Raw genomic sequence first — 23,456 nt, forward strand, 5'->3', positions numbered from 1 at the left:
CTTCCGCCGACGGGCGGCCCTTACTCCTCCCCTCGCGCCAGCCGGAACGTGATCGTATGGGCTCCGGGCGCAAGCTCATGGCCGGCGCTTCCCGTTCCTCCGTGCCGGAGCGGGGTTCCGTCCACGAGGATGTCGGCATAATCGGGCGGCAGGCGCAGCGTGCCCGCGGCCCCTTCCGGTACGGTGACCGAGTAGGTGACCCGGTCGCCCTTCACCTCCCAGGATGCGGTCACCCGGCCCGCCAACGTGTCGTGATGGGCGGCGACCGGAGACAGCGCCGGGATGATCACCGGCTCGAAGATGATGCGCCTGAAGCCCGGCTGCTCGGGATCGGGCCGGAAGCCGGCCACGCCCTCGAACAGCCACTGGCATACGGCGCCATAGGCATAGTGATTGTAGGAGTTCATCTTCGGCTCGAAGATCGTGCCGTCCGGCTTGATGGCGTCCCAGCGCTCCCAGATGGTGGTGGCGCCCATCTTCACCTGATAGAGCCAGCCGGGCACCTCCTCCTGCAGGAACACCCTGGCCGCAAGCTCCCGCTCGCCGATCTTGACCAGGGCCGGAAGCAGCGCCGGCGTGCCGATGAAGCCGGTGCCGACGCGCCCTTCGGCACGCGCGATGGTCGCCTTGAAATAGCGCTTCGCCGCCTCGCGATGCTCTTCGGGGATGAGGTCGTGCAGGAACGCAAGCGCATAGGAGGTCTGGTCGTCATAGACGAGCCGGCCCGTGGCCGTCACGAATTCGCTGGCGAATGCCTTCTTCACCTCCTCAGCCATGCTTCCCATGCGCCTGGCCGTCTCGGCCTCGCCAAGCATGCCGGCGATCCTGCCGGTCAGTTCGGAGGCGATGTAGAGATAGATCGTGGCGGCGGCGTCGTCGCCGATGGTGGGCCAGGGCTTTTCCGTGGGCCCGCTCGGCTGCAGCCAATCGCCGAAGGTGAAGCCGCGCATGTGCCGCTCGCGCGGCGGCATGACGATCGGCCCGTCGCTGATCGACCAGACATAGTCCACCCAGCGGACCATGGCCGGAAGCGCCTCCTCCAGCATCGCGCGGTCTCGGTAGTGCAGCCAGAGTTGCCAGGGAATGATGGCGATCGCGTCGCCCCAGCCGGTCGAGCCGGCGAAGTTGGGGAAATTCTCCGGATTGAGGCGCGTCGGGTCCGGCGAGACATGCGGGACGGCGCCGTCCGGCCGCTGGTCCGCCATGACGTCGCGCAGATACTTGCGGAAGAAGCTTTGGCATTCGTGCAGGTAGCAGGCGGCGCCGGCGAAGACCTGGGCATCGCCGGTCCAGCCCAGGCGCTCGTCGCGCTGCGGACAGTCCGTGGGCACCTCGATGAAATTGGCGCGCTGCGACCAGATCGTGTTCTCCACCAGGCGGTTCACCAGCGGATGGCCGGAAGTGAAACTGCCGGCGGGCTCGCCGACGGATGTGATGGGGATCGACTCGATCTCAATGATCTCCGCCCGGCCATCAAGCGTGACGCGTGCGTAGCGGAAGCCCTGGAAGGTGAAGAGCGGACGGTAGGACTCCTCAGCCCCGCCTTTCAGCGTGTATTCGAGCCGGGCAGCTGCCGTGCGGAAATTGGCGTTGTTGAAACGGCCCTCGCCGTCCAGGATCTCTGAATGCTCGACGAGCACGCGGGCTCCGGCCTCGCCCCTCACCTTGAAGCTGACATAGCCCGCGCTGTTCTGGCCGAAGTCGTAGATGATGCGGCCTTCCTCGTCCTCCCAGGACTTTACCACCGGCAGGGCCGCGCGCTCGCGCACCGGCCGCGTCTCGTGCGGGATGAGGATCGAGGTGTCGAAGGGGAGCGTCTCGCTGCCGGCCGACGCCTCAGGAGTCACGCGCGCATCATAGATCTCGCCGAAATAGATGCCGGATCTGCGCACCGGCAGTTCGCCGCTCTGCCAGCTGGGGTCCGTTCGCAGCAGGACCGAGCCGCCGCCCTCGCCGCGCAATTCGGCAATGGCCCCGATCTTGTCGCCCCAGGTGTTGTAGATGGCGAGATCACGCCACATCATCTGCGAGCGCATCCAGCCGTCGGCGAGCCAGATCTCGATGCGGTTATCGCCCTGAAGAAGGAGGTCGCCCACCACATAGGACTGGTAGGAGAGGCGCTTGTCGTAGACCGTCCAGCCCGGGGTGAGCAGATCATCGCCCACACGCCTGCCGTTGATGAAGCAGCAGTAAAGGCCGAGCGCGCTGATCCTCAGCACCTCGTCGCCCCTCACTGCATCGAGAGAAAAATCCTTGCGCAGGAAAGAGGAGGGCGTGCCGACTCCCTTGTCCGCCAGCGGCCGGATCATCTGCGCCGACCAGCGGCTCGATCCCGCGACCTCCGAACGGGCGCGTGCGACGTCGTTCATCCGCCGATCCTCCTCCGACCGCGACTTAGAGTGCTATGTGTATCGTTCTACATTTCCATCCATTTGACAACCGGAAAACTGCAGGGTCAGGCTGGGGAGCGTAGCAAAGGAGGATTCATCTTGGACCTGTCGGGAAACGGCAGAAGAGCCCAACGCGTGACCATCAGGGATGTCGCGCGCGACGCCGGCGTTTCGGTTGCCGCCGTGTCCAAGGTCCTGCGCGAGGCCTATGGGGTCAGCGATGCGCTGCGGGCAAAGGTCCGCGACTCGATGGAACGGCTGGGCTACCGTCCCCTGGCGGCGGCGCGCGGCATGCGCGGGCAGACCTATACGCTCGGCGTGACCCTTTCCGACATCCGCAACCCGTTCTTCACCGACCTCATGGCGGGTATCAATGCCGCCCTGGAGCGCACGCAATATCAGCCGCTTGTCGGCATCAGCCATTCCACAAGCGCCATCGAGGCGGGGCTGATCGAATCCATGATGGACCGGCAGATGGACGGGCTCATTCTCGTGGCGCCCCACCTTACCGGCGCGCCCCTCGCCGACCTCGCCCGCCGCATCCCGATTGTCGTCGTCGGCCAGCATCAGCCGAATGCCACGGAGTTCGACACGGTGAACAATGACGACGAGCTCGGCGCAGAACTGGTGGTTCGGCATCTGGCGGAACAGAGCTTTGCCAGGATCGCCATGCTGAGCCTTGCTTTTGACCGCGCCGGGTCGGTCGAGGCGACGGTGAACGGGCGCCGCGAGACGGGCTACAGGCGCGCCATGGCCGGGCTCGGGCTCAAGCAGCACATCAATGTCGTCCGCGCCGCCCAGACGCTGCGCGAGATCCAGACCACTGCGCGGCATATGCTCGAGGGTCCGAACCGGCCGGAGGCGTTGTTCTGCTGGACCGATTTCGTGGCGCTGGAGGTGATCAGTGTGGCGACCGAACTCGGCCTGTCCATCCCGGACGACCTGGCGGTGGTCGGCTATGACAACACGTTTCTATGCGATCTCGCGCAGAACGACCTCACCAGCGTCGACCAATCCGGGGAGACGCTGGGCCTGCAATGCGCGCGGCTCCTGATCGAGCGCATCAAGGGGCGCGGTGAGGCGCAGCATTTCATGGTGAAGCCGCGGGTGGTGGTCCGCGCCAGCTCGCAGAAGCGATAAAGCGGGGTATCTACGAGATCGGTACGACCTGGTGCGGGTCCATCTGCACCCATGCCTCCGAGCCGATCTCGAACACGTCGGCGGGCGGCGCAACGACCCGCAGCCGCAGGCTGTTTTCTCCTGCGAACACATAGTCCCAGGTCTCGCCCAGGAATGCCCGTTCCACCACCCTGCCCTTGAGCTTCACCTGGTCGGGAGCGTCCGGCTCCTTTCCGCAAAGCCGCAGCGACTGCGGCCGGATGGACACCGATATCTCTTTTCCGGAGGATGGCGGCAGGCCGAGAATGTCGCTCGGGAGGGAAAAGCCCTCGAATATGACCGAACTGCTTTCCTTCCGGCCGCTCAGGAAGTTCGTGCGGCCGATGAAGCTGGCCACGAACCGCGTCCTGGGCTTCGTATAGAGCTTGTAGGGTTCGTCCACCTGCTCGATCCGGCCCTGGTTCATCACCGCTATGCGGTCGGAGGTGACCATGGCCTCGCCCTGGTCGTGCGTGACATAAACCGAGGTAATCCGGAACTCGTCATGGATGCGGCGGATCTCGAAGCGCATCTCCTCGCGCAGATTCGCGTCGAGATTTGAGAGCGGTTCGTCCAAAAGCAGGACGGCCGGGCGGACGACCACGGCCCTCGCCAGGGCGACGCGCTGCTGCTGGCCGCCCGACAGCTCCGCTGGATAGCGCCCGGAAAGGGCGCCTAGCCGCACCACCTCCAGGATCTCCCCGACGCGGCGCCTGATCTCCTCCGAGGGAAGCTTTCTCAGCTTGAGCCCGAAGGCGACATTCTCCTCCACAGTCATGTTCGGCCAGATTGCATAGCTCTGGAAGATCATGGACATGCCGCGCTTTTCCGGCGGCAGCGAACCGCTCGGCGCCGACAGCACCTTCCCGTCGAGGGAGATCGTGCCGCTGGTCGGGTCGATGAAGCCGGCGATCATGCGCAGTGTCGTCGTCTTGCCGCAGCCGGACGGACCAAGCAGGGAGACGAACTCTCCGGGCTTGAGCGAGAGGTCGACGTCGATGACCGCGTCGACCTCGCCGAATTTGCGGCCGAGGCCGCTCAGCACGAGCCCTTCCATCACGTCCTCCTCAACATGAAGTCGCGCCCAAGGAAGCGGACGCCGATGGCCATCACCCCGACGATGATCAGGAGCAGGACGCTGCCGAGCGCCGAGAGGCGTTCGAGCAGCCCTTCCTCGCTCATGTCGAGCAGCACCACGGACACGACGCGCGTGTTCGGCCCGACCAGGAAGACGGCCGTCGAAAGCTCCTGCGCCGCCGGCACGAAGATGAGCAGCCATCCGCTGGCCAGCGTGCGCTTCAGAAGCGGGCCCACGACCTTGCGGATCGCCGTTAGCCTGCCGCCCCCGAGGATCCGCACGGCCTCCTCCATCTCCGGATGGATCGCGCGCACGCCCGCCTGGCTCGTCGTATAGGCGATCGGCAGGAAACGCGTGGTGAAGGCGAGGATCAGGAGAAGATAGGTGCCGTAGAGCCCGACCGGCGGCAGCGCGTAGACGGCATAGAAGCCGATCGCAAGAACAATGCCGGGAATGACGAAAGGCGACATGGCCAGGAAGCCCAGCACCTCGCTCATGGGCAGGAGTTTTCGCTGCACGACATACGCAATGGCGAGCGCAAGGAGGATTGCGGCGGTGGCCGCGGCCGCCCCCGTGACGAGGCTGGTGACGAGCGCCTGCTGCGAGCTCGAATGCTCGAAAAGCACGTAGTGGAAATTCTGCAGCGTCAGATTGTCGAGGGAGAGGCCGCCGACCCACGAGCGGCTGAACGCTGCCATCATGAGCACCAGGAGCGGCAGAATGACGGAGATGACGACAACCAAAAAGCTATAGCCGAACACCACCCAGCGCCACCTGCCGAGCTTGACGATGCGCCGCTCCCCGCCCTTTCCGCTCACCGCGGTATAGCCTTTCCGGGCGAGGATCTTCCGCTGCAACGCCATCAATCCGGCAGTGATGAGCAGCAGCGGGATCGAATAGGCGGCGGCAACCTCGACGCGGAGCGGGAAGCTGAAGAACTCGGTGAGCTGTATGACAACGACTGGAAACCGGGCGGGGATCGAGATGAGCGCCGGCACGCCGTAAAGGGCGATTGAAATCAGGAAGGTCAGCAGCGCGCTACCCAGAATCGAAGGCAGGACGAGCGGCAGCGTCACCTTCATGGCCGTGGTGAACGGGCCGGCGCCAAGGATGTTCGCCGCATCCTCCATCTCCGAGTTGATCATCTCGAAGGCAGCGCTCACCAGGATGAAGATGGTGAAATAGGTGTTGATCGCCATCACCAGCACCAGGCCGGAGAAGGTGAAGATGTTCACGAGCGGCTCGGGGGACCCGGTGAGCGACTCCCACGCCACGTTGATCCATCCGGAATTGGGGCCGGCGAGCAGGATCCAGCCGACGCCGCCGAGATAGGGCGGCATGACGAAGGCGCCGAAGATGCCAAGACGGATGATGTTGCGGAACGGCATGTCGGTCCGCGTACAGGCCCAGGCGAGAGGGACTCCGAAGAGCAGCGACAGCACCACGACCGCCGCACTCATATAGAGGGTATTGACCAGCGCCTGGACGTGCCGTGCCTTCCCGTACGCGTCGATATAGTTCTGGACTGTGAAGCCGCCCGTCACCGGATCGGTGAAGCTTTTCGTCACCAGCATCCCGACCGGCGCGACGATCAGGAGGGCAAGGATGATCGCCAGGACGATCCAGAGGAACGTGCTTGGCTGCAGCCGGCGGAACCATGCGACACGCGCGGCGGGTTCGGCGGTGCCGATCTCCGTATGTGATGACGAACTCAGAACGGATGACATGGTCTTGGCGGCCTCGATCCTCTGCAGAAAGGGGCCGGCGCGGGCCAGCCCCTCAGTGTTGCGAGGTCGTTCAGATGCCGAAGGTCTCGCGGAACTTCTCCTGGATGTCCACGAGGCCTTGCATTGCCTCTTCGGCCGGCACGGTGATGACCTTGCCGGTATCGAGCGGGTCGATGCCTTCCGCCGGTTGCACGCCCGAGCGCAGCGGGTAGCGCTTGAGGCTGACGAGCCATTCCGAGTATTCCTGGCTCAGCATGAACTCCGCGAAGAGCTTGGCCGCGTTCGGGTGCGGGGCTCCGGCAAGAACCGCGGTACCGCTCGGCGGCAACATGAGGCCTTCCTCGGGCACCACGGTTGCGACCGGCTGCCCCTCCGCCTCGCCCTGACGCGACAGCGCGATCGCCGTGACGGCGACCTTCCGTTCACCCGAGACGATCAGATTGTAGCCATCCGCGATGGACCGGCCGATCTGTGGGTTGAGCTCGGCAAGCGTGTCGAAATACTCCCAGCCGAAACGGTCGCTCATCGCCAGCGTCCAGAGCCCGGCGCTGCCGGAGAAGCTCGGATGGGCGATGGCGATCTGGTCCTTCCATTTGGGATCGTTAAGGTCGGCCCAGCTCTTCGGCGCCTCTTCGGCGGAAACCAGATTGGTGTTGTAGGCGATGCCGTAGGGAGAGACGCTCGAGACGAAGAAGTAACCATCGCTGTCGTTCATCGGCTTCAGAACCGGCGACATGGCTTCCGCGCTCTGCGGCATGAACTTTTCCAGCGCGTTGAGCTTCTTGAGCTCGATCAGGTCCGACTGGTCGTTGGTGCTGAAGACGTCGCCCTGCACCGCGCCTGCCTGCACCTCCTGCATGACGCGCTGAAAGGTCACGCCGCCGGTAGCCCGCACGGGGCTGCATTTGATCCCCTCGTAGCGCTCCATGAAGAGCCCGCAGGCAGCTTCCGACATCTCGGTGGTGAACTGCGAGGTGTACCAGATCACCTCGCCTTCGGCCTTCGCCGCCTCATAGAGCTGCCGCTCCGAATCCGTAAGCTCCGCCTGCTGCGCGTGGGCGCAGAACGGAGACATGGCCAAAGCGGCCGCTGCCAGGACGTTCCTCAACATTTCCTTCCTCCCAAGGTCTGTGTTCCGTCGCAAATTGCATACAGCACTCCCGAATTGTATGCAATGCTTGCGCATTTGCATGCGCAGATTTCCCGGCCGGATCAAGCCTCCGCAGCGATCCGGCCATCGTCGATCGACAAAGAACTCATGGCCGACAGGAAGTCGCTGAACATATCACCCTGGACGAGGATGTGCTTCTCGATGAGGTCTTCCGCCTTTGCCGCGTCCCGGGCCCTGAGGGCCTGGATGACCGTCTCGTGTTCGGCAGCCGACTTTTCCAGCCGCCCGGGGACGCGCAGCTGGAGCCGGCGATACGGCTTCAGGCGCTTGTGCAGCGTGGTCGCCATATTCGCGAGGAAGCTGTTGCCGCTCGCCGCGTAGAGCAGCAGATGGAAGCGCTCGTTGGCATAGTAGTAGTCGTCCGAATCGCCCTTGCCGAGCGCCGCCTGGCAATCCGCCTGCGCAGCGACAAGCTCGTCGAGCTGGCGCGCCGTTATGCGGCGCGCCGCGAGGCGTGCGCACATGCCTTCAAGCTCGGCCATCACCTCGAACATGCCGATCATCTCGGGCAGCGTGATCTGGTTCACGAAGGCGCCCCGGTGCGGCTGGATTTTCACGACGCCCATGACGCCGAGCTGCGTCAGCGCCTCGCGGATGGGGGTGCGCGAAACCTTGTAGCGGGCGGCGAGGCTGGTCTCATCGAGACGTTCGCCCGGCTTGTAGACACCGGTGACGATGTCTTCCTCGATGGCGTCGCGCAGGAGCGCGGCTCTGCTCTGTTTCATCGGCTTTCCATTTCGTTGCCCGGGATCGACCGCCGACCCCGCGAGCAAGCTCTACTCCGCAGCATCGAGGGACTCAAACCGTGCGCCGAGATGCCTGAGGGCGGCAACGGCCGCCGTGGCTCCATCGCCCGCCGCCTCTGCGAGGAGAGCGGCCGAGCCCTGCCGGATATCCCCCGCTGCGAAGATGCCCGGCGCCGAGGTCTGCATGAAGCGGTCGGTGACGATCCGCCCATGCTCCGAGAGCTCGAGCTGCCCGCCAAGGAATCCGATGTTAGGCTCCAGGCCCACATAGACAAAGACCCCATCGACCGGCTCTCTCCGGGACGCTCCCGATGCGCCCTCCCGCAGCGATAGCGCCCTGACGACGTCCTCGCCGATGATTTCCTCGACTGTCGTGCCGAGGCAGATCTTCACATTGGCAAGGCCGGACACGGCGTCCACCAGGGGCCTTGCCGCCCGAAGCTTTTCACCCCTGTGGATGATGAGGACCTTGCCCGCATGTGCCGCGAGCACGCGCGCCTCGTCGAAAGCCGAATCGCCGCCGCCGATAACCGCCACGGTCATACCCCGGTAGAGCGGCCCGTCGCAGGAAGCGCAGTGGGAAACGCCCCTCCCCGCGAATTCCTCCTCGCCGGGAACGCCGAGTTTCCTGCGGTTTGACCCGGCGGCGATGATCAGGCTGCGTGCGGCGATCTCCCCTTCGCCGCATTTCAGTACGGGCACGGGGCCGTCCAGCGCGAGCCCCTCGACCGTGTCGAGGATGAACTCGGCGCCAGCCTGCTCGGCCTGCTCCTGCATGACAGGTCCAAGCTCGAAGCCGGCGATCGGTTCGGCGGCACCTGGAAAATTCTCGATCCGCTCGACGGTCATGATCTGCCCGCCGGCTCCCATTTTCTCGATCACGGCCACCCGCACGCCGTGGCGCGCGGCAGTCGCCGCCGCCGTCAGGCCGGCAACGCCGGCGCCGATCACCGCTACGTCGAACTCCCGCATCGTCCTCTCCTAGCGCCACTCGTCCACGGAGATGGTGGTCTGGTAACGGGCGCCCATGATCTGCCAGTAGCCGTTGCTCTCGCCGCCCACGACGATCACATTGATCTCCGGCAGCCGGAAGATGTGCACCATCGCGTCCGGGCCCTTCTTCAGCTCGCCCGCCATCGGTTCCTCGCCGAAAGTGGCGCGCGGGTAGACATAGTTCTGGATGAGCTGCAGGTCCCAGTAACGGCTGCCCGGCATCTGCGCCGTCTCATGCAGCCAGGCGATGAGGTCGGCCTTTTTGCTGAAGCCGCCGCGCTCCACGAACTGACGCGCGGCGATCGGGTCGAGCAGCAGCACCGGCGCAGTCACGGCGTCCGTGCCGAGCAGCATGTCCCGCACATGCTCGCGCCAATGCTTCTCGCGCAGGCCGAGAGAGAAGGTGGTCGAGCGGCAGCCGAAGAAGACGCTGACGGTGCTGGTGTCCGCCTCAAAGCCCTTCTGCACATGCAACGGCTCCCAGGGGGAGCGCTCCTCGTTCTCGGCGAAGGTCACGCTGTTATAGGCGTAGTTGTTGCCGAGCGAGCCCATGAAGGTCTCGCCGGGCACGGACCCGCCCTGCAGATTCTGCGACAGGAGGCCGTAGGCCCGGCCGATCGTCGCATTGGCGTGGTTGTAGGGCCCGAGAGCGCCGATGCCCGTGTTCATGCCGATCTGGTGCCGGATCGGTCCATTGACCACGGCCATGGCGGCGCCGGAGCTCGACGTGCTTCCCCGCGCGCTCACCTGGGTTGCGGCAAGGGCTAGGATGACCGGGAAATATTCCGGCCGCGCGCCGGCCATGACGGCGTTCACCGCCACCTTCTCGACCGTATAGCTCCAGGCCCCGCGATTGGCCGTCGGCTGCATCTTGCCGACGATCTCGTCGGGACGGCGGCTCGTGCCCTTCAGCATCTCCGCCACGCGCTTTTCCGTGGGCAGGACGATCGGCAGCTTGTCGGTCCAGTTGTTGCGCAGGAAAAGCTCGTGCAGGTTCTCTTCCGTGTCGGGCGGAAGGAGGCGGTCGGTCGGTGACTTCGAGGCGACCAGGTCCGCCGAGGTGGTCTGCACCAGCCCCACCGTCATACCCTCAACGATCTCCCGCATGACCGGTGCGCCGCGGACGGGATCGGTTCCCATGACATAGTCGCGCAGCTCCGCCGGGCTCTTGCCCATGACCGGCTGGGGCACAAAGACCAGGGGAAGCTGCGGCAGCCCGCCCATGCGGGTGACCGATTTCACCACTTTCTCGAACTTGTCCGTGTGCACGGCTACGGTCGGCACGCCGTATTTCGTCTCCAGCGTGATCGCGTGGGTGCAGACGGCGGGCGCGCAGGTGCTGCAATGGCCGACTCCCAGGATGGCGCCGTGTCCGTTGGCGCGAATTTCTTCCCAGAGCTGCGGATCGTCCTTGGCATAGGTGCTCGCCATCTGGACGATCTTGGTCTTCACGCCGGGCATGAACTCCCGGAACCAGATCTCGATCTGCTTCAGGAGTTCGATGGAGTCGTCGAAGCGGCTGTCGACGAGATAGATGGTCTTGCCGTCGAGCGTGCCGAGACGCGGGGCGGGAGTCTTGCCGGTAACCGCAGGCGGGTAGCCGCGCGGGTCGAGCACCGTGATCTTCGAACTGGTGGATACGCGTTCCTGTTCAGCGAGCATTCTCGACCTCCCTGGCATTCGGGCGTGCCGCGACCGGCGCCCATCCTTCCGCATAGTGCCGGCGCAGCACGTCCTTCTGCACCTTGCCCATCGTGTTGCGGGGCAGTTCCGTAAGGAAAATGATGTCGCTCGGCCGCTTGTAGCGGGCGAGGCGCTCCGAGAGATGCGCCTCGATGTCCTCCGCCTTGATATCGCGGCTGCCGTCCGGCACGACGGCGGCAATGACGCGCTCGCCCATATCCGCGTCCTCGACGCCGAAGACGGCGCTTTCAGCCACGCCCGGAACGGCATCGATCTCGGTCTCGATCTCCTTCGGATAGACATTATATCCGCCGGTGATCACCAAGTCCTTCTGGCGCCCGATGATGTGGATGTAGCCGTCGCCGTCGACCTTTCCCACATCGCCGGTAATGAAAAAGCCGTCCGGGGTGAATTCGGCTGCGGTTTTCTCGGGCATGCGCCAATAGCCCTTGAAGACGTTGGGGCCCTTGACCTGGATCATGCCGATCTGGTCCGTGCCCGCCGGCACGTTCGTCGCTGGGTCGACGATGCGCACGCTCACCCCCGGCAGCGGAAAGCCGACGGTGCCCGCGCGGCGCTCGCCGTCATAGGGATTGGAGGTGTTCATATTCGTTTCGGTCATGCCGTAGCGCTCCAGGATGGCGTGGCCGGTGCGCCGCCGCCATCCCTCGTGGGTCTCCGCGCGGAGTGGCGCGGAGCCCGAGATGAATACTCGCATATGCCGGCAGGCCTCCGCCGTCAGGCGGGGATGGGAAAGGAGCCGCGTATAGAAGGTGGGGACGCCCATCAGAACGGTGGCGGATGGCAGTGCCTGCATGATCGCGTCGGGATCGAATTTCGGCAGCAGGATGGCGGAAGCCTTGGAGAAGAAGGTCAGGTTGAGGGCCACGAACAGGCCATGCGTGTGGAAGATCGGCAGCGCGTGGATCAGGGTGTCCTCGGCTGTGTATCGCCAGCACTCCTTCAGCGCCGCCACATTGGAGAGAAGGTTGCCATGGGTGAGCATCGCTCCCTTGGAGCGCCCGGTCGTTCCGGAGGTGTAGAGGATCGCCGCCAGATCGCTCGCCGAAACCGCTGCGGTTTCGAAGCGGTCCTCCTGTTCGTCGACGACAGGATCAAGGCTCCCGCCGAGGCTTGCCACCGTTGTCCGCCCGTCGCGGCAAAGGTCCCGGGCGGCTCCTTCGCGAGCGGGATCGCAGACGAAGAGCGCCGGCTCCGCGTCCGACAGGAAATAGGAAGTCTCCGCCGTCGTGTAGGCGGTGTTGAGCGGCAGGTAGACCGCCCCCAGGCGCAGCGCGCCGAGATAGAGCAGCACGGCGCCCAGGGATTTTTCCGCCTGCACGGCCACCCGGTCGCCCCGCTTCACGCCAAGCGCGCCGAGCGCGTTGGCATGGCGCGCCGACATCCGGTCGAGGTCGCGATAGCTCACCACGCCCCCGCCCGGGATTATGAGGGCGGTGCGGTCGGCGTCAGCATTCGAGATCAGATGCGAGAATAGATTGTCCGCCATGGGCTATGCTTTCTCGATTTCGACAATGCCGAGCTGGATGAGCCGGCGCACCTCCGGCGAGGCGATCACCTCCCCGTTCTCGGCGAAGCGCTCGTGGTTCTCCTCGATCGCCCTTGGGTCGTAGAGATAATTCACCATGATGCCGAAGGACTGCTTCATGGCCGATGCGGACCTGTTGGCCAAAAGGTTGATGCGCTCAAGCCGGGCGCCATTGCCCAGATGGAAGCGGGAGACCGGGTCGAGGGGCCGGCCGTCGCCGCGCTTTGCATGAAGGAGATAGGCGGCGGCCCCCCGCAGCAGTGCGGCGCGGACATCCGCATCCTGCGCTGCAGGGTCGAGGAGATCGGCCGCGGCGAGAACATCCCGGTCGCCATTGCCGATCAGCCGCGACGAAGGTCTGGCCAGTTCTCCGCCGAGCCAGTCGGCAAAGCCCGGGACGGGCGACAGTGTGACGAACGTCCGCAAGTTCGGCAATTCCTGCTGAAGGTCGGTGACCACCTGCTTGATCAGGAGGTTGCCGAAGGAAATGCCCTTCAGCCCCACCTGACAGTTGGAGATTGAGTAAAAGACCGCCGTCGCCGCCGTTTCGGCGGGGATCGGCGTCCGCTCCGCATAGAGCAAACTGTCCATCGAGGTGGCGATCTCCCGTGCAAGCGCCACCTCGACGAAGATCAGCGGCTCGTCCGGCATCTGCGGATGGAAGAAGCCGAAGCAGCGGCGGTCGACCGGCTGCACCCGCCGGCGCAACTCATCCCAGTCGGTGATTTCGTGCACCGCCTCGTAGCGGATGATCTTTTCGAGGATGCTGGCCGGGGTGCGCCAATCGATCGCCTGCAGGGTCAGGAAGCCACGGTTGAACCAGGAGGTGAAAAGATGGACGAAGTCGGCGTCGACCGCCGCAAGTTCCGGCTCCTCGTCCAGGCGCTGAAGCAGATGCTCGCGCATGCGCACCAGCGCCAGCGTCCCGCCCGGCGCCATGTTCAGCCGACGGAAAAGCTCCTGACGCATCGGCTCGGCAGCCTTGTGCAGCCTGCCGGCGCTTTCCGGCCCCTGCTCCTCGCCATAGGCGTGAATGGCTTGCGCGAGCGCCCCCTGGTCGACGTCGAAGCGCCGTAGCAGCGTCTGGAGGAAGGCATGCTGCGCTTCCGGATCGGCCTTTGCATAGGTGTCGATTATGATCGAGGCGAGCGCCACGCCCGAGGCCTCTCCCCGGCGCGACAGCAGGATCTCGCACATCGCGCCGAGATCGGCCTCCTTGGCCTTGCCGGGCAGGCTGAGCGAGGGCCAGCGACGATCCGTGAGCGCCTGGATCAGGTCCGCCACGAATGTGGAAAATTCCAGCCGCTTTCCAAGACGCGCTTGCGACCACATGGCTCCGATCCTTCGCCTGACATTGCATACAATATGTTGTTTGCAGCATGCAATGCCCCCCCGGAAGGTAAAATACACCGATGGAGGACTAAGCGCGCGCTCATCACCACAGCCGGTCCCTTTCGTGCGGAGAGAGAGAGCCGGCAGGTCAGAAAATGGAACGGGGCACCACCACCCCCGCCCAGCGTAGGCGTTCAGTGCGCCCGCAGGTCCGCGATCGCCATCACCAGCTCGGGGAAGGCGATGAGGAGGACGATGATCACCAGGTCTGCCAGGATGAAGAAGGTCACGCCGCGGAACACGTCGTTGAGGCTGGCATATCTCGCGGCGACGTTGCGGATGACGAAGACATTCATGCCGAGCGGCGGCGTGATCATGCCGACCTCGAGCAGCTTCACCAGGAGCACGCCGAACCAGACGAGGTTTATGGATGCCGCATTGAGCAGCGGCAGGAGCACGGGAAGCGTGACCAGCATGGCCCCGAAGGGCTCCATGAACATGCCGAGGATCAGGTAGAGGATGACGATCATCGTCATCAGCTCCACATAGTTGAGATCCCAGGCGTTGATTGCGGCGCTGATGAAGCCGGCCGCGCCGCTAAGCCCCAGGAAGCGGGTGAACATCACCGCGCCGACGCCGATGATGAAGAGCGAGACCGAGGTGCCGACGGTTTCGAGCAGCGCCAGGCGGAAGCGGGGCCAGCTCAGTTCGCGCACGGCGAGGCCGATGACGATGGCTCCTGCCGCACCGATCGCCCCCGCTTCTGTGGCCGTGAACAAGCCGCTGAACAGGCCGCCGAAGACGAGCAGGATGAGCGCCAGGAGCGGCCACACGGCCCTGAACAGGCTCACCTGCGAAGAGGGCTGAAGGTCCTTCGGCGCCGGGGGGATGATGTCGGGACGCAGCTTGGCGACGCTGTAGATGAGCAGGCAGTACGCCACGGCCGTCAGCACGCCGACCGAGATGCCGCCCAGAAACACCTTCGTCACGGAAGTTTCGGCGAACACGCCATAGATGATCATGAGGATGGAGGGCGGGATCAGCGCGCCGATTGTGCCGCCCGCCGCCAGCGTTCCCGTCGCAAAGCTCGGGCGGTAGCCGGCCTTGATCATCTCGGGTATGGCGATCCGCCCCATCGCGGCCGCGCAGGCAAGGCTCGACCCGCAGACGGCGGCAAAGCCGGTGCAGCCAAGCACGCCGGCCATACCCAGCCCGCCAGGCACGCGCCGCAGCAGCCTGTCGGCGGCGCCGAACAGGCTCGTCGTGAGCCCGGCGTGATAGGCCACGAAGCCCATCAGAAGGAACATCGGAACGGCGGAGAGCGTCCAGCTGGCAATGAAATCATAGGGCGTGGTGGTGAGAATCCCGACCGCCGGCGTGAAGCCAAGCATCAGCCAGATGCCGGCGAAGGAAACGATGATCAGCGCCACGGCGACCGGCACCCGCAGAGCCAGGAGGACGAGAAGCGCACCTATCCCCAAAAACCCGGTCGTGACGCTCACGGTGCCGATCCCTGTTCGCTCTTTTCCGTGAAGGCCTTGGCTTCCTGGGTATCGTCCAGCCCGGCCAGGCAGAGATAAAGTTTAAGGACCGAGACGAGGCTGCCCAGCGCGAAAGCCACGGGCAATATGAAAAAACCCGGCCAGACGGGTATGGCGACGCTCAGCGACAGGACGAAGCTCTTGGCCTCATATTCCCGCATGGCGGCAAACCAGGTTGTGTAGGCCAGGAACAGAAAGGCGGCGAGGCTGAGGAGATGCACCAAGGCCCGGTTGACCCGGTCCAAAGGCCCCTTGAACAGGCTCTCGAGGATGTCGACGCTGATCATCTCGTCCCGCCGCTCCGTCCAGGCGAGCGGCAGGAAGGCGATGAGCAGCATATAATAGCGCGATACGATCTCCACCGTCGCCGGCAAGCCGCGCGAGAAGAGCTGCCGCCCCGCGACGTCGGCGGTGACGTGGACGAGCATGGCGAGCACGCCCACGGCGCCAACAAGCGCCAGGAAGTCGGTGAGATGGCGGGCAAGGGTGAGGATACGCGCGCGCATCGAGATTTCTTCCGCAAGAGGGTAGCGGCGCGGGGGAACTCCGCGCCGCGCGGCGCCTACATCCCGTATTTTTCGTAGTCGACTTTGTCCCAGACCTCCGCCTGGACAACCTCGGCGATGGCCTGCGGATCGTTTCCGGCTTTGTCCACGAGGCCGGTCCATTTCTCGACGAGTTCGCGGAAGCGGGCAATCTTGGCTTCGGCGTCGCTGATCCCGTACTGGCTTTCGGCGATCCCGGCGGCGGCCTTCAAGTCTTCCTCCACGAATGCGGCGGTGAGATCGACCAGCTCCTGTTCCGGCTGGATGAACTCGAGCCCCGCCTCTCTCGCCGCCTCGCGCGACTTGCTGGGCCTGTCCAAGCCCCAGTTCTGGGTGAAGGCGGCATTGGCCTTGTTCGCCGCCCGGACGAAGCCGCGCCGCTCCTCGGCCGTCAGCGCCTTCCAGGTGTCGGAATTCACGGTGAAGTTGGAGGTCGCGTGATACGTGCCGAGCGGCAGCTCGATGACATAACGGGCGAGGTCCACGAGCCGATAGGAGACGAGATCGGAGATCGAACCCATGCTTCCGTCGATGACGCCCTGCGACATGCTTTCGAACGTATCGCTGACGGGGATGCTCGCCGGCGAGGCGCCGACATATTCCGCCCAGCGGGCGAAAGGCGCACCGCCGCTTCTGAGCCGGATCCCCTGCAGATCGGCCCGCGTGCGCACCGGCTTGGTGGTGAGCAGGACGTAGACGTCCGAGGAACCTGCACCCAGGAAGACGGCGCCCAGTTTGGCGAACTCGGCCTGGCAGTCCTCGCAGGTGGCGATGTATTCGGTCGTCGCCGCGCCCATCACATGCGGGTTGCGGCCAAGAAAGGCGAGATCGCCCACCAGTGCCGAATTGGGCAGGTCGCCGGGGAAATAGAGCGGCAGCAGGTTGCCGACCTCGGCCACACCCGATTGCAGCGCCCCTTTCATGCCGCCGATATTGACGACCTCCGTTCCCAGCATGGTCCCGGTCAGCGAGCCGTTCGTCTCCTTGGGCAGCTCTTCGATAAGCGTGGAATAAAGTGGCGTATGGGCCGGGTGGGCCGGCGGCGCGCCGGGAGCAAGCCTCAGGTCGCGTGCTTCAGCCGCGAAGCCGGATACGCATAGGGTAAGTGCCAGTGCGGCGGTTGCTAGTACTGATTTCATGACGTCTCCTCCTTTATGCGCGATCCCCTGATCGCACGTGTTATTGAAGGCCAACCTCCCGACGGCCTTTTCAGATCTTCAATAGCCGGCGGGCGTTCTCCTTCAGAATGAGCGGCCTTACTTCGGGCTTGATGTCGAGCTTCTCGAAATCCGCGAGCCAGCGGTCCGGCAGGATCGCCGGCCAGTCGGAGCCGAACAGCACGCGGTCCTTCAGCAGCGAATTGGCGTAGCGCACGAGGATCGGCGGGAAATATTTTGGCGACCATCCGGAAAGGTCGATCCACACATTGTGCTTGTGCGTGGCCACCGCCAGTGCCTCCTCCTGCCAGGGGAAGGAGGGATGCGCCATGATGATCTGCATGTCCGGAAAATCGGCGGCGACATCGTCCAGATAGATGGGGTTGGAATATTTGAGGCGCATATTGTTGCCGCCACGCATGCCCGCGCCAACGCCCGTTTGCCCGGTGTGGAAGAGCGCCGGCACGCCCGCCTCGGCGATCGCCTCGTAGAGCACATAGGCGCTGCGGTCGTTGGGGTAAAATCCCTGAAAGGTCGGGTGGAACTTGAAGCCGCGTATGCCGAAATGCTCGACCAGCCGCCGCGCCTCGCGCGCCCCCATCTTGCCCTTGGCTGGATCGATGCTGGCGAAGGGGATCAGGACGTCGCGGTGCTCCGCCGCGAGCTCGGCCATCTCCTCGTTGTTGTAGCGGCGATAGCCGCTCTCCCGCTCGGCGTCCACCGGGAAGATCACCGCACCGATCTTGCGCTCGCGGTAATAGGCAGCCGTCTCCGGTATGGTCGGCGGATGCTTGAAGGGCGAGCGGAAATAGGTGTGCATCGCCGCCTGAAAGTCGTCATAGCCGTCATCGGCATGCGTGCCGCACGGTTCTTCCGCGTGGGTGTGGAAATCGATGGCGATCAGCGCATCAGGATCGAACATGGCACCCTCGCGATTGCGGCAGCGGTTTTCATAGGGGCGGCCATCCCGCTGCCTTCCGGAGCAGAAGCTGGAACTGCACATACTCCTCGTCCGAGAGCATGGCGAGCGCCCGCTGGTCGGCGTCCTGCATCAGCGGCACGAAGGCGTCGACCAGTTCGCGCCCGGCGGCAGTCACCCGCAGTTCCACCGAGCGGCGGTCGTGCGGCGGCACGAAGCGCTCCACCAGCCCGCGCTCTTCCAGGGAACGCACGAGCTTGGTCATGTTCGGCCACTTGATCTTCAACACGTCGGCGATGACGCCCTGCCGCACGCCCGGATTTTCCGAGATCGCCAGCAGGATGGTGAATTCGCCGATCTTCACGTCCCGGCGCTGCAGCTCGGCAAAAGTGCGCTCGAAGACGGTGAGCTGGGCGATGCGCAGGAGGAAGCCCACCGAGCGCTCGAACGGTCCGAAGGAGAGCCCGGCCTTGCCGTCCGCCTGTTCGACCGGTCCCGTCTGGATCGCCCGTGCCAGCGACATGTCAGGACTCCGCTTCAGGGATGGCCAGCCGGGCGGCCTTTTTTTCCAGGAAGGCGCGCAGCCTCTCATGGGCTTCGGGCGTCACCTGCGTCAGCGACGCGATCATCGACTCGAAGAAGAGCCCCTCGTCATAGCCGCTGTCATGGATGCGCTGCAGCGCGTTGATGATGGCATAGTTCGACAGGGGCGCGTTTCTGGCCGCGATGCGCGCAAGCTCCATCGCCTTCTCGAATGTCCCTCCCGGCTCGGCGAGGTAGTTGACGATGCCGTAGCGCTCGGCCTCGTCGGCTGAAAGCACGCGTCCCGTCAGCATCAGATCCATCATGCGCGAGACGCCCATCAGGCGGCTGACATTGACCGACCCGCCGCCGCCGACGAAGATGCCGCGCTGGCCTTCCGGCAGGGCGAAATAGGTGTTCGCGTCGGCGACCCGCACATGCGCAGCCGCCGCAAGCTCCAGCCCGCCGCCGACGACGGCCCCGTGGAGCGCGACGAAATAGGGGATGGCCCCGCGCTGGATGCGGGTGAACACGGCATGCCACTCGCGCGAGCCGGCGATGCCTTGCATCACCGTTTTCTCCACATGCTCGGCAAGGTCCAGCCCCGCGCAAAAATGCTTTCCTTCGCCCCTAAGCACCGCCGCCTTTGCCTCGCGCGCGGCCCGATCCACGGCCACCGCGAGATCGGTGAGCATGGCATCGCTCATCGCGTTCCGCTTCTCCGGTCGGGAGAGCGTCAGGACCGCGATGTCGTCGGCGAGTTCGTAGCTTACCAGTGCCATGCCTGCCCTCTGGAGCGCCAACTATGCAAATTGACACTGTACGACATTCAATTATTACTTTTTGAACGAACCCGATCATGGCTGTCAAGGATGTCTCGCGACGGCTAGAATTGCGGCGGCTTTCCAGGGGAGGACAAGCGATGGACCAGGCGGCGCTCGCACCGGCGTCCAAACCGACGGCACGCTATCGGCCCGTGCGGTTCTGGGAGCCGAACATCGTGGTGCGGCACGGGGAAGGTGGCGTCCTCTATCTGGAGCAGGCCGAGCCGCTCCCGCCCTATCCCGAGCGAATTGCCGACATGCTGGTCCATTGGGCGGAGCGGGCGCCGGAGCGAACCCTTTATGCCGAACGCGCGCCGGACGGCGGATGGCGCCGGCTCACCTATGCCGACGCGCTCGCCAAGGCGCGGCGGCTGGGACAGTTCCTGATCGATCGCGGCCTCTCGGTCGACGCGCCGCTGGCTATCCTGTCCGGCAACGATCTGGAGCATGCGCTGCTCAGCCTCGCCTGCGCCTATTCCGGCATTCCCTACGCGGCGATCTCTCCGGCTTATTCGCTGATCTCCACGGACTACGCGCGGCTGCGCGACACCTTCCAGGCGATCCGCCCGGGCCTGATCTTCGCCTGCGAGGCGAAGCAGTTCGCGCCGGCCATCGAGGCGGTCGCCTCGGACACGCCTCGGCTCTTCACGCGCGGCGCGCGGGGACCCGAGGAAGAGTTCGCGCGGGCGCTGACGACGGAGCCCACACCGGCAGTGGACGAGGCCTATCGCAGCGTTTCCGGCGATACGATCGCCAAATTCCTCTTCACCTCCGGCTCCACTGGCTCGCCCAAGGCGGTGATCAACACCAACCGCATGATCTGCTCAAACCAGATCATGACGCGCGAGACCTTCATCTATTTCAAGGACGAGCCGCCGGTCCTGCTCGACTGGGCTCCCTGGCACCATACGGCGGGCGGCAACAAGGTCTTCTACATGCCGCTCTTCAACGGCGGCACGCTCTATATCGACGACGGCCGCCCCACACCCGGGGAGATCGCCAAGACTGTGCGCAATCTCAAGGAGATTTCGCCCACCTGGTATTTCAACGTGCCGAAGGGCTTCGAGGCGCTGATCCCGCATCTGGAGGCCGACGAGAAGGTTCGGCAGAACTTCTTCAAGGACCTCAAGATGCTCTGGTATGCGGGCGCGGGCATGGCGCAGCATACCTGGGATGCGCTGGAGCGGATTGCCGAGGAGACGACCGGCGAGCGCATCCTGCTGGCGACGGGCCTCGGGGCTACCGAAACGGCGCCTGCCGCGCTGATGTGCACCTGGCCGCAGGAGAAGGCTGGCAATGTGGGCCTGCCGTGCCACGGCGTCTCGCTGAAGCTGGTCCCCATGGACGGCAAGCTCGACGCTCGGGTGAAGGGCCCCAACATCACACCGGGCTATTGGAACGCCCCTGCCCTCACGGCCGACGCTTTCGACGAAGAAGGCTATTACCGCTTCGGCGACGCGCTCCGCTTCGCCGACCCGGACGACATGACGGCCGGCTTCTTCTTTGACGGGCGGACGGCGGAGAATTTCAAGCTCGACACAGGCACCTGGGTGAGCACCGGCGCGCTCAGGACGCAGTTCATCAACCACTTTGGGGAAGCCGTGCGCGACGTGGCGATGGCCGGGGCCGACCGGCCTTTCATCGCTGCCCTTGTATTCCCGGACTACGCGATTCTGGCGCGGCTTGCCGGCGTTGACGCGCCATCCGAACCTCTCGCACTCTTCGCCCATCCCGCCGTGCGCGCACATTTCCAGGAAAAGCTGAGGACCCTGGCTGCCAAGAGCACCGGATCCTCCACCCTCGTGCGCCGCGTGATCCTGGTCGATCCGCCCCCCTCCCTCGACAAGGGCGAGATGACCGACAAGGGCTCGATCAACCAGCGCGCCATCCTGCGCCACCGGAACGAGTGGGTGGAGGAGGTCTATTCGGGATCCGACCGTGTGATAGAGATCTGAGCCGCGGCACGCGGCTGGCTGGGCTGAGGAGATAGAATGAAACCCGAAGGCGTGGTGGCGGTCGTCACAGGCGGCGGATCGGGGCTCGGCGCGGCCACGGCGCGCGCGCTCGCAGCGCGCGGCGCGCGAGTGGCGGTGCTCGACCTCAATGCAGCGCGCGCCGAGGAAACCGCCGGGAAGATCGGCGGCATCGCGATTGCGTGTGAGGTGTCGAATGCCGAACAGGGCGAGGCAGCCTTCGCCCACATTGAGGCTGACCTGGGCACGCCGCGCATCCTCGTCAACTGCGCGGGGATTGCGACTGCCGGGCGCACGGTGGGGAAGAACGGCGCCCACCCGCTGGATCTCTTCCGCAGGACGGTCGAGGTGAACCTGGTCGGCACCTTCAACATGGTCCGGCTTTTCGCGGCGCAGGCGCAGGATGCCGACCCGCTGGATGGCGGCGAGCGCGGAGTGATCGTCAACACCGCGTCCGTAGCCGCCTTCGACGGCCAGATCGGCCAGGCCGCCTATTCGGCGAGCAAGGGCGGGATCGTCGCCATGACGCTGCCGATCGCCCGCGACCTCGCCCGCTCGGGCATCCGCGTCGTCAGCATCGCGCCGGGTATTTTCCGCACGCCGATGCTCGACGAACTGCCGGAGGAGGCGCAACAATCCCTGGGCGCGCAGGTGCCCTTCCCGCCGCGCCTTGGCGATCCGGAGGAATTTGCGGCCCTTGCCTGCCATGTCGTCGAGAACCAGATGCTGAACGGCGAGACGATCCGGCTCGACGGAGCCATTCGGATGGCGCCGAAATAGCGGCGGCGCTCTTACGACTGAGCTCATCATCCACGCACGCCTTCGAGCCGGCGGAGATTACCCTTCACGTATGTGAAACTTCAGATGCATGATGCCTCGCGCAGCGCCTCAATGAAATCCCGCTGCAGCGCCGTCGGCTCCCAGTTGCTGCGCCGGGTCATGCCGATTGGCCGCTCCGAATGGGGAAGCGCGAAGGAGACAACGCTGAGGAGACCGGCGCGCTCGTCATACTCGATCTGCTGCCGCGAGAGGATCGTCAGGCGGTCCGTCTGCAGCAATATGCCCCTGATCGCCACCAGGGATCCCGTGACGATCGTTCCCTTCGACCTCCATTCCGCAGGGAATTGTTCTGCCAGCGCGTTGAAGATCGCGCGCGTGGGCGTGCCCTCGCGCGGCAGGACCCACGGATAGTCGGCCAGGTCCCGATGCGTGATCCTCCGCTTGGCGAGCAGCGGGTGGTCCGCACGGGCTATGATCGACACGCCGTCGCTGAACAGCGTCTCCTGGACGAGTCCTTTTTCGACGGTCTGCCGCCGCAGTGCGCCGACCAGGAGATCTATTTTTCCGGTCAGCAGCGCCCCCGCAAGGCTGTCATAGTCCCCGTCCAGGATTTCCACGCTTGCCTGCGGGCGCAAACTGCAGAGTTTTGCGACTGCGGCCGGGATGATCCTGGTCCGCACCAGGGGAAGTGTGCCGATCACCACCCTCCCATCGAACAAGCCCTCATATTCGCGCACCTCCTCGCGGGCGCTGTCGAGCTCCCTCAGGATCAGGTGCGCCCGGCTCGCCAGCATCGCGCCCGAGGGCGTGAGGCGCAGCGAGCGGTAGGCGCCGTCGAACAGCGGCACGGCGCCGACCCTCTCCAATTGCCGGGCAGCCCGCTGGACGGACGGCTCCGCCTGCCCGAGAAGGCGCGCAGCGGCCAGGAAGCTGCCGGCATCGGCGAAGGCGGCGAGCGCCCTCAGCTGCGCGATCGTCGCATGGACCTCCAGCAGGTCAGCCGCCAGGCCCTTGCCGATGCGCGACTGGCGGGCAAGGCTGACGCTCGCCTCGCGCAGAAGCTCAAGGCTCCGCCGCGCGCGCCGCGCAAGGATCGCGCCCCGCTCGGTGGGGAAGACGCCGGCGCCCTGCCGGTTGAGCAGCAATCCGCCGAACAGCGCCTCCAGCTTCGAGATGGCCTGCGAGGCGGCCGGCTGGGAGATGTGGACCGCTTCGGCGGCCCGGGAGAGCGAGCCGAGCACGACCGCCGCATCGAAAAGACGGATGTGGCGCAGATTGGGATAAGACTGCATGCCGTAATCTACGACGGCATCGGAGAATTCGGGAAGCGCCTGCTCCACGCGCTGAACTAGTTCCGGCACCGCCCGC

Annotated in this window: 19 protein-coding genes; 3 read left to right on the plus strand and 16 right to left on the minus strand. The window is 65.3% G+C overall.

The window, feature by feature from the left end:
* Positions 1–20: 20 nt before the first annotated feature.
* Positions 21–2,369: a family 78 glycoside hydrolase catalytic domain gene (locus tag RIN79_RS02310; RefSeq protein ID WP_309082996.1), complete on the minus strand. Its 2,349-nt coding sequence runs from the start codon at positions 2,367–2,369 to the stop codon at positions 21–23.
* 120 nt (positions 2,370–2,489) lie between these two features.
* On the opposite strand from RIN79_RS02310, the gene RIN79_RS02315 reads away from it, so the two are divergent.
* A complete protein-coding gene (locus RIN79_RS02315; RefSeq protein ID WP_309082997.1) occupies positions 2,490–3,530 on the plus strand; it encodes a LacI family DNA-binding transcriptional regulator in 1,041 nt (346 codons plus the stop codon).
* A 10-nt stretch (positions 3,531–3,540) separates the two neighbouring features.
* On the opposite strand, the gene RIN79_RS02320 is transcribed toward RIN79_RS02315, so the two are convergent.
* From RIN79_RS02320 to RIN79_RS02385, 14 genes are all read right to left on the minus strand, one after another.
* The gene (locus tag RIN79_RS02320) at positions 3,541–4,605 is read right to left on the minus strand and encodes an ABC transporter ATP-binding protein (protein ID WP_309082998.1); all 1,065 of its coding nucleotides are present in this window, start codon (positions 4,603–4,605) and stop codon (positions 3,541–3,543) included.
* Positions 4,605–6,353, minus strand: a complete 1,749-nt coding sequence (locus RIN79_RS02325) for an iron ABC transporter permease (protein ID WP_309082999.1) — start codon at positions 6,351–6,353, stop codon at positions 4,605–4,607. The genes RIN79_RS02320 and RIN79_RS02325 overlap by 1 nt, the downstream gene beginning before the upstream one ends.
* Before the next feature lie 70 nt (positions 6,354–6,423).
* Positions 6,424–7,464: an extracellular solute-binding protein gene (locus RIN79_RS02330; protein ID WP_309083000.1), complete on the minus strand. Its 1,041-nt coding sequence runs from the start codon at positions 7,462–7,464 to the stop codon at positions 6,424–6,426.
* A 101-nt stretch (positions 7,465–7,565) separates the two neighbouring features.
* Entirely contained in the window at positions 7,566–8,249 is a 684-nt protein-coding gene (locus RIN79_RS02335; protein WP_309083001.1) for a GntR family transcriptional regulator, read from the minus strand.
* 51 nt (positions 8,250–8,300) lie between these two features.
* Positions 8,301–9,242, minus strand: a complete 942-nt coding sequence (locus RIN79_RS02340; RefSeq protein WP_309083002.1) for an FAD-dependent oxidoreductase — start codon at positions 9,240–9,242, stop codon at positions 8,301–8,303.
* A gap of 9 nt (positions 9,243–9,251) precedes the next feature.
* Complete coding sequence (locus RIN79_RS02345; RefSeq protein WP_309083003.1) at positions 9,252–10,925, minus strand: UGSC family (seleno)protein; 1,674 nt, start codon at positions 10,923–10,925, stop codon at positions 9,252–9,254.
* Positions 10,915–12,456 (minus strand): malonyl-CoA synthase, encoded by a 1,542-nt coding sequence (locus RIN79_RS02350; RefSeq protein ID WP_309083004.1) that lies wholly within the window; start codon positions 12,454–12,456, stop codon positions 10,915–10,917. The genes RIN79_RS02345 and RIN79_RS02350 overlap by 11 nt, the downstream gene beginning before the upstream one ends.
* A gap of 3 nt (positions 12,457–12,459) precedes the next feature.
* Complete coding sequence (locus tag RIN79_RS02355; RefSeq protein WP_309083005.1) at positions 12,460–13,827, minus strand: malonyl-CoA decarboxylase; 1,368 nt, start codon at positions 13,825–13,827, stop codon at positions 12,460–12,462.
* A gap of 194 nt (positions 13,828–14,021) precedes the next feature.
* Positions 14,022–15,329 carry a TRAP transporter large permease subunit gene (locus tag RIN79_RS02360; protein ID WP_309083006.1) on the minus strand — a complete coding sequence of 436 codons (1,308 nt, stop codon included), beginning with the start codon at positions 15,327–15,329 and terminating at the stop codon, positions 14,022–14,024.
* Entirely contained in the window at positions 15,326–15,874 is a 549-nt protein-coding gene (locus RIN79_RS02365; RefSeq protein ID WP_309083007.1) for a TRAP transporter small permease, read from the minus strand. The genes RIN79_RS02360 and RIN79_RS02365 overlap by 4 nt, the downstream gene beginning before the upstream one ends.
* A 56-nt stretch (positions 15,875–15,930) precedes the next feature.
* Positions 15,931–17,052 (minus strand): C4-dicarboxylate TRAP transporter substrate-binding protein, encoded by a 1,122-nt coding sequence (locus tag RIN79_RS02370; protein WP_309083008.1) that lies wholly within the window; start codon positions 17,050–17,052, stop codon positions 15,931–15,933.
* A 70-nt stretch (positions 17,053–17,122) separates the two neighbouring features.
* Positions 17,123–17,992, minus strand: coding sequence for an amidohydrolase family protein (locus RIN79_RS02375; RefSeq protein WP_309083009.1), 870 nt, complete (start codon positions 17,990–17,992; stop codon positions 17,123–17,125).
* A gap of 28 nt (positions 17,993–18,020) precedes the next feature.
* Complete coding sequence (locus RIN79_RS02380) at positions 18,021–18,512, minus strand: MarR family transcriptional regulator (RefSeq protein WP_309083010.1); 492 nt, start codon at positions 18,510–18,512, stop codon at positions 18,021–18,023.
* Position 18,513: 1 nt separating this feature from the next.
* Entirely contained in the window at positions 18,514–19,293 is a 780-nt protein-coding gene (locus tag RIN79_RS02385) for a crotonase/enoyl-CoA hydratase family protein (protein ID WP_309083011.1), read from the minus strand.
* Between the two features lie 140 nt (positions 19,294–19,433).
* Between RIN79_RS02385 and RIN79_RS02390 the strand changes: the two genes are divergently transcribed.
* A complete protein-coding gene (locus tag RIN79_RS02390; RefSeq protein WP_309083012.1) occupies positions 19,434–21,290 on the plus strand; it encodes a feruloyl-CoA synthase in 1,857 nt (618 codons plus the stop codon).
* A 36-nt stretch (positions 21,291–21,326) separates the two neighbouring features.
* Positions 21,327–22,088: an SDR family NAD(P)-dependent oxidoreductase gene (locus RIN79_RS02395; RefSeq protein ID WP_309083013.1), complete on the plus strand. Its 762-nt coding sequence runs from the start codon at positions 21,327–21,329 to the stop codon at positions 22,086–22,088.
* Between the two features lie 80 nt (positions 22,089–22,168).
* On the opposite strand, the gene RIN79_RS02400 is transcribed toward RIN79_RS02395, so the two are convergent.
* Positions 22,169–23,449 carry a LysR family transcriptional regulator gene (locus tag RIN79_RS02400; protein ID WP_309083014.1) on the minus strand — a complete coding sequence of 427 codons (1,281 nt, stop codon included), beginning with the start codon at positions 23,447–23,449 and terminating at the stop codon, positions 22,169–22,171.
* Positions 23,450–23,456 lie beyond the last annotated feature (7 nt).

Source organism: Chelativorans sp. (assembly GCF_031180965.1).
Lineage (GTDB): Bacteria > Pseudomonadota > Alphaproteobacteria > Rhizobiales > Rhizobiaceae > Chelativorans.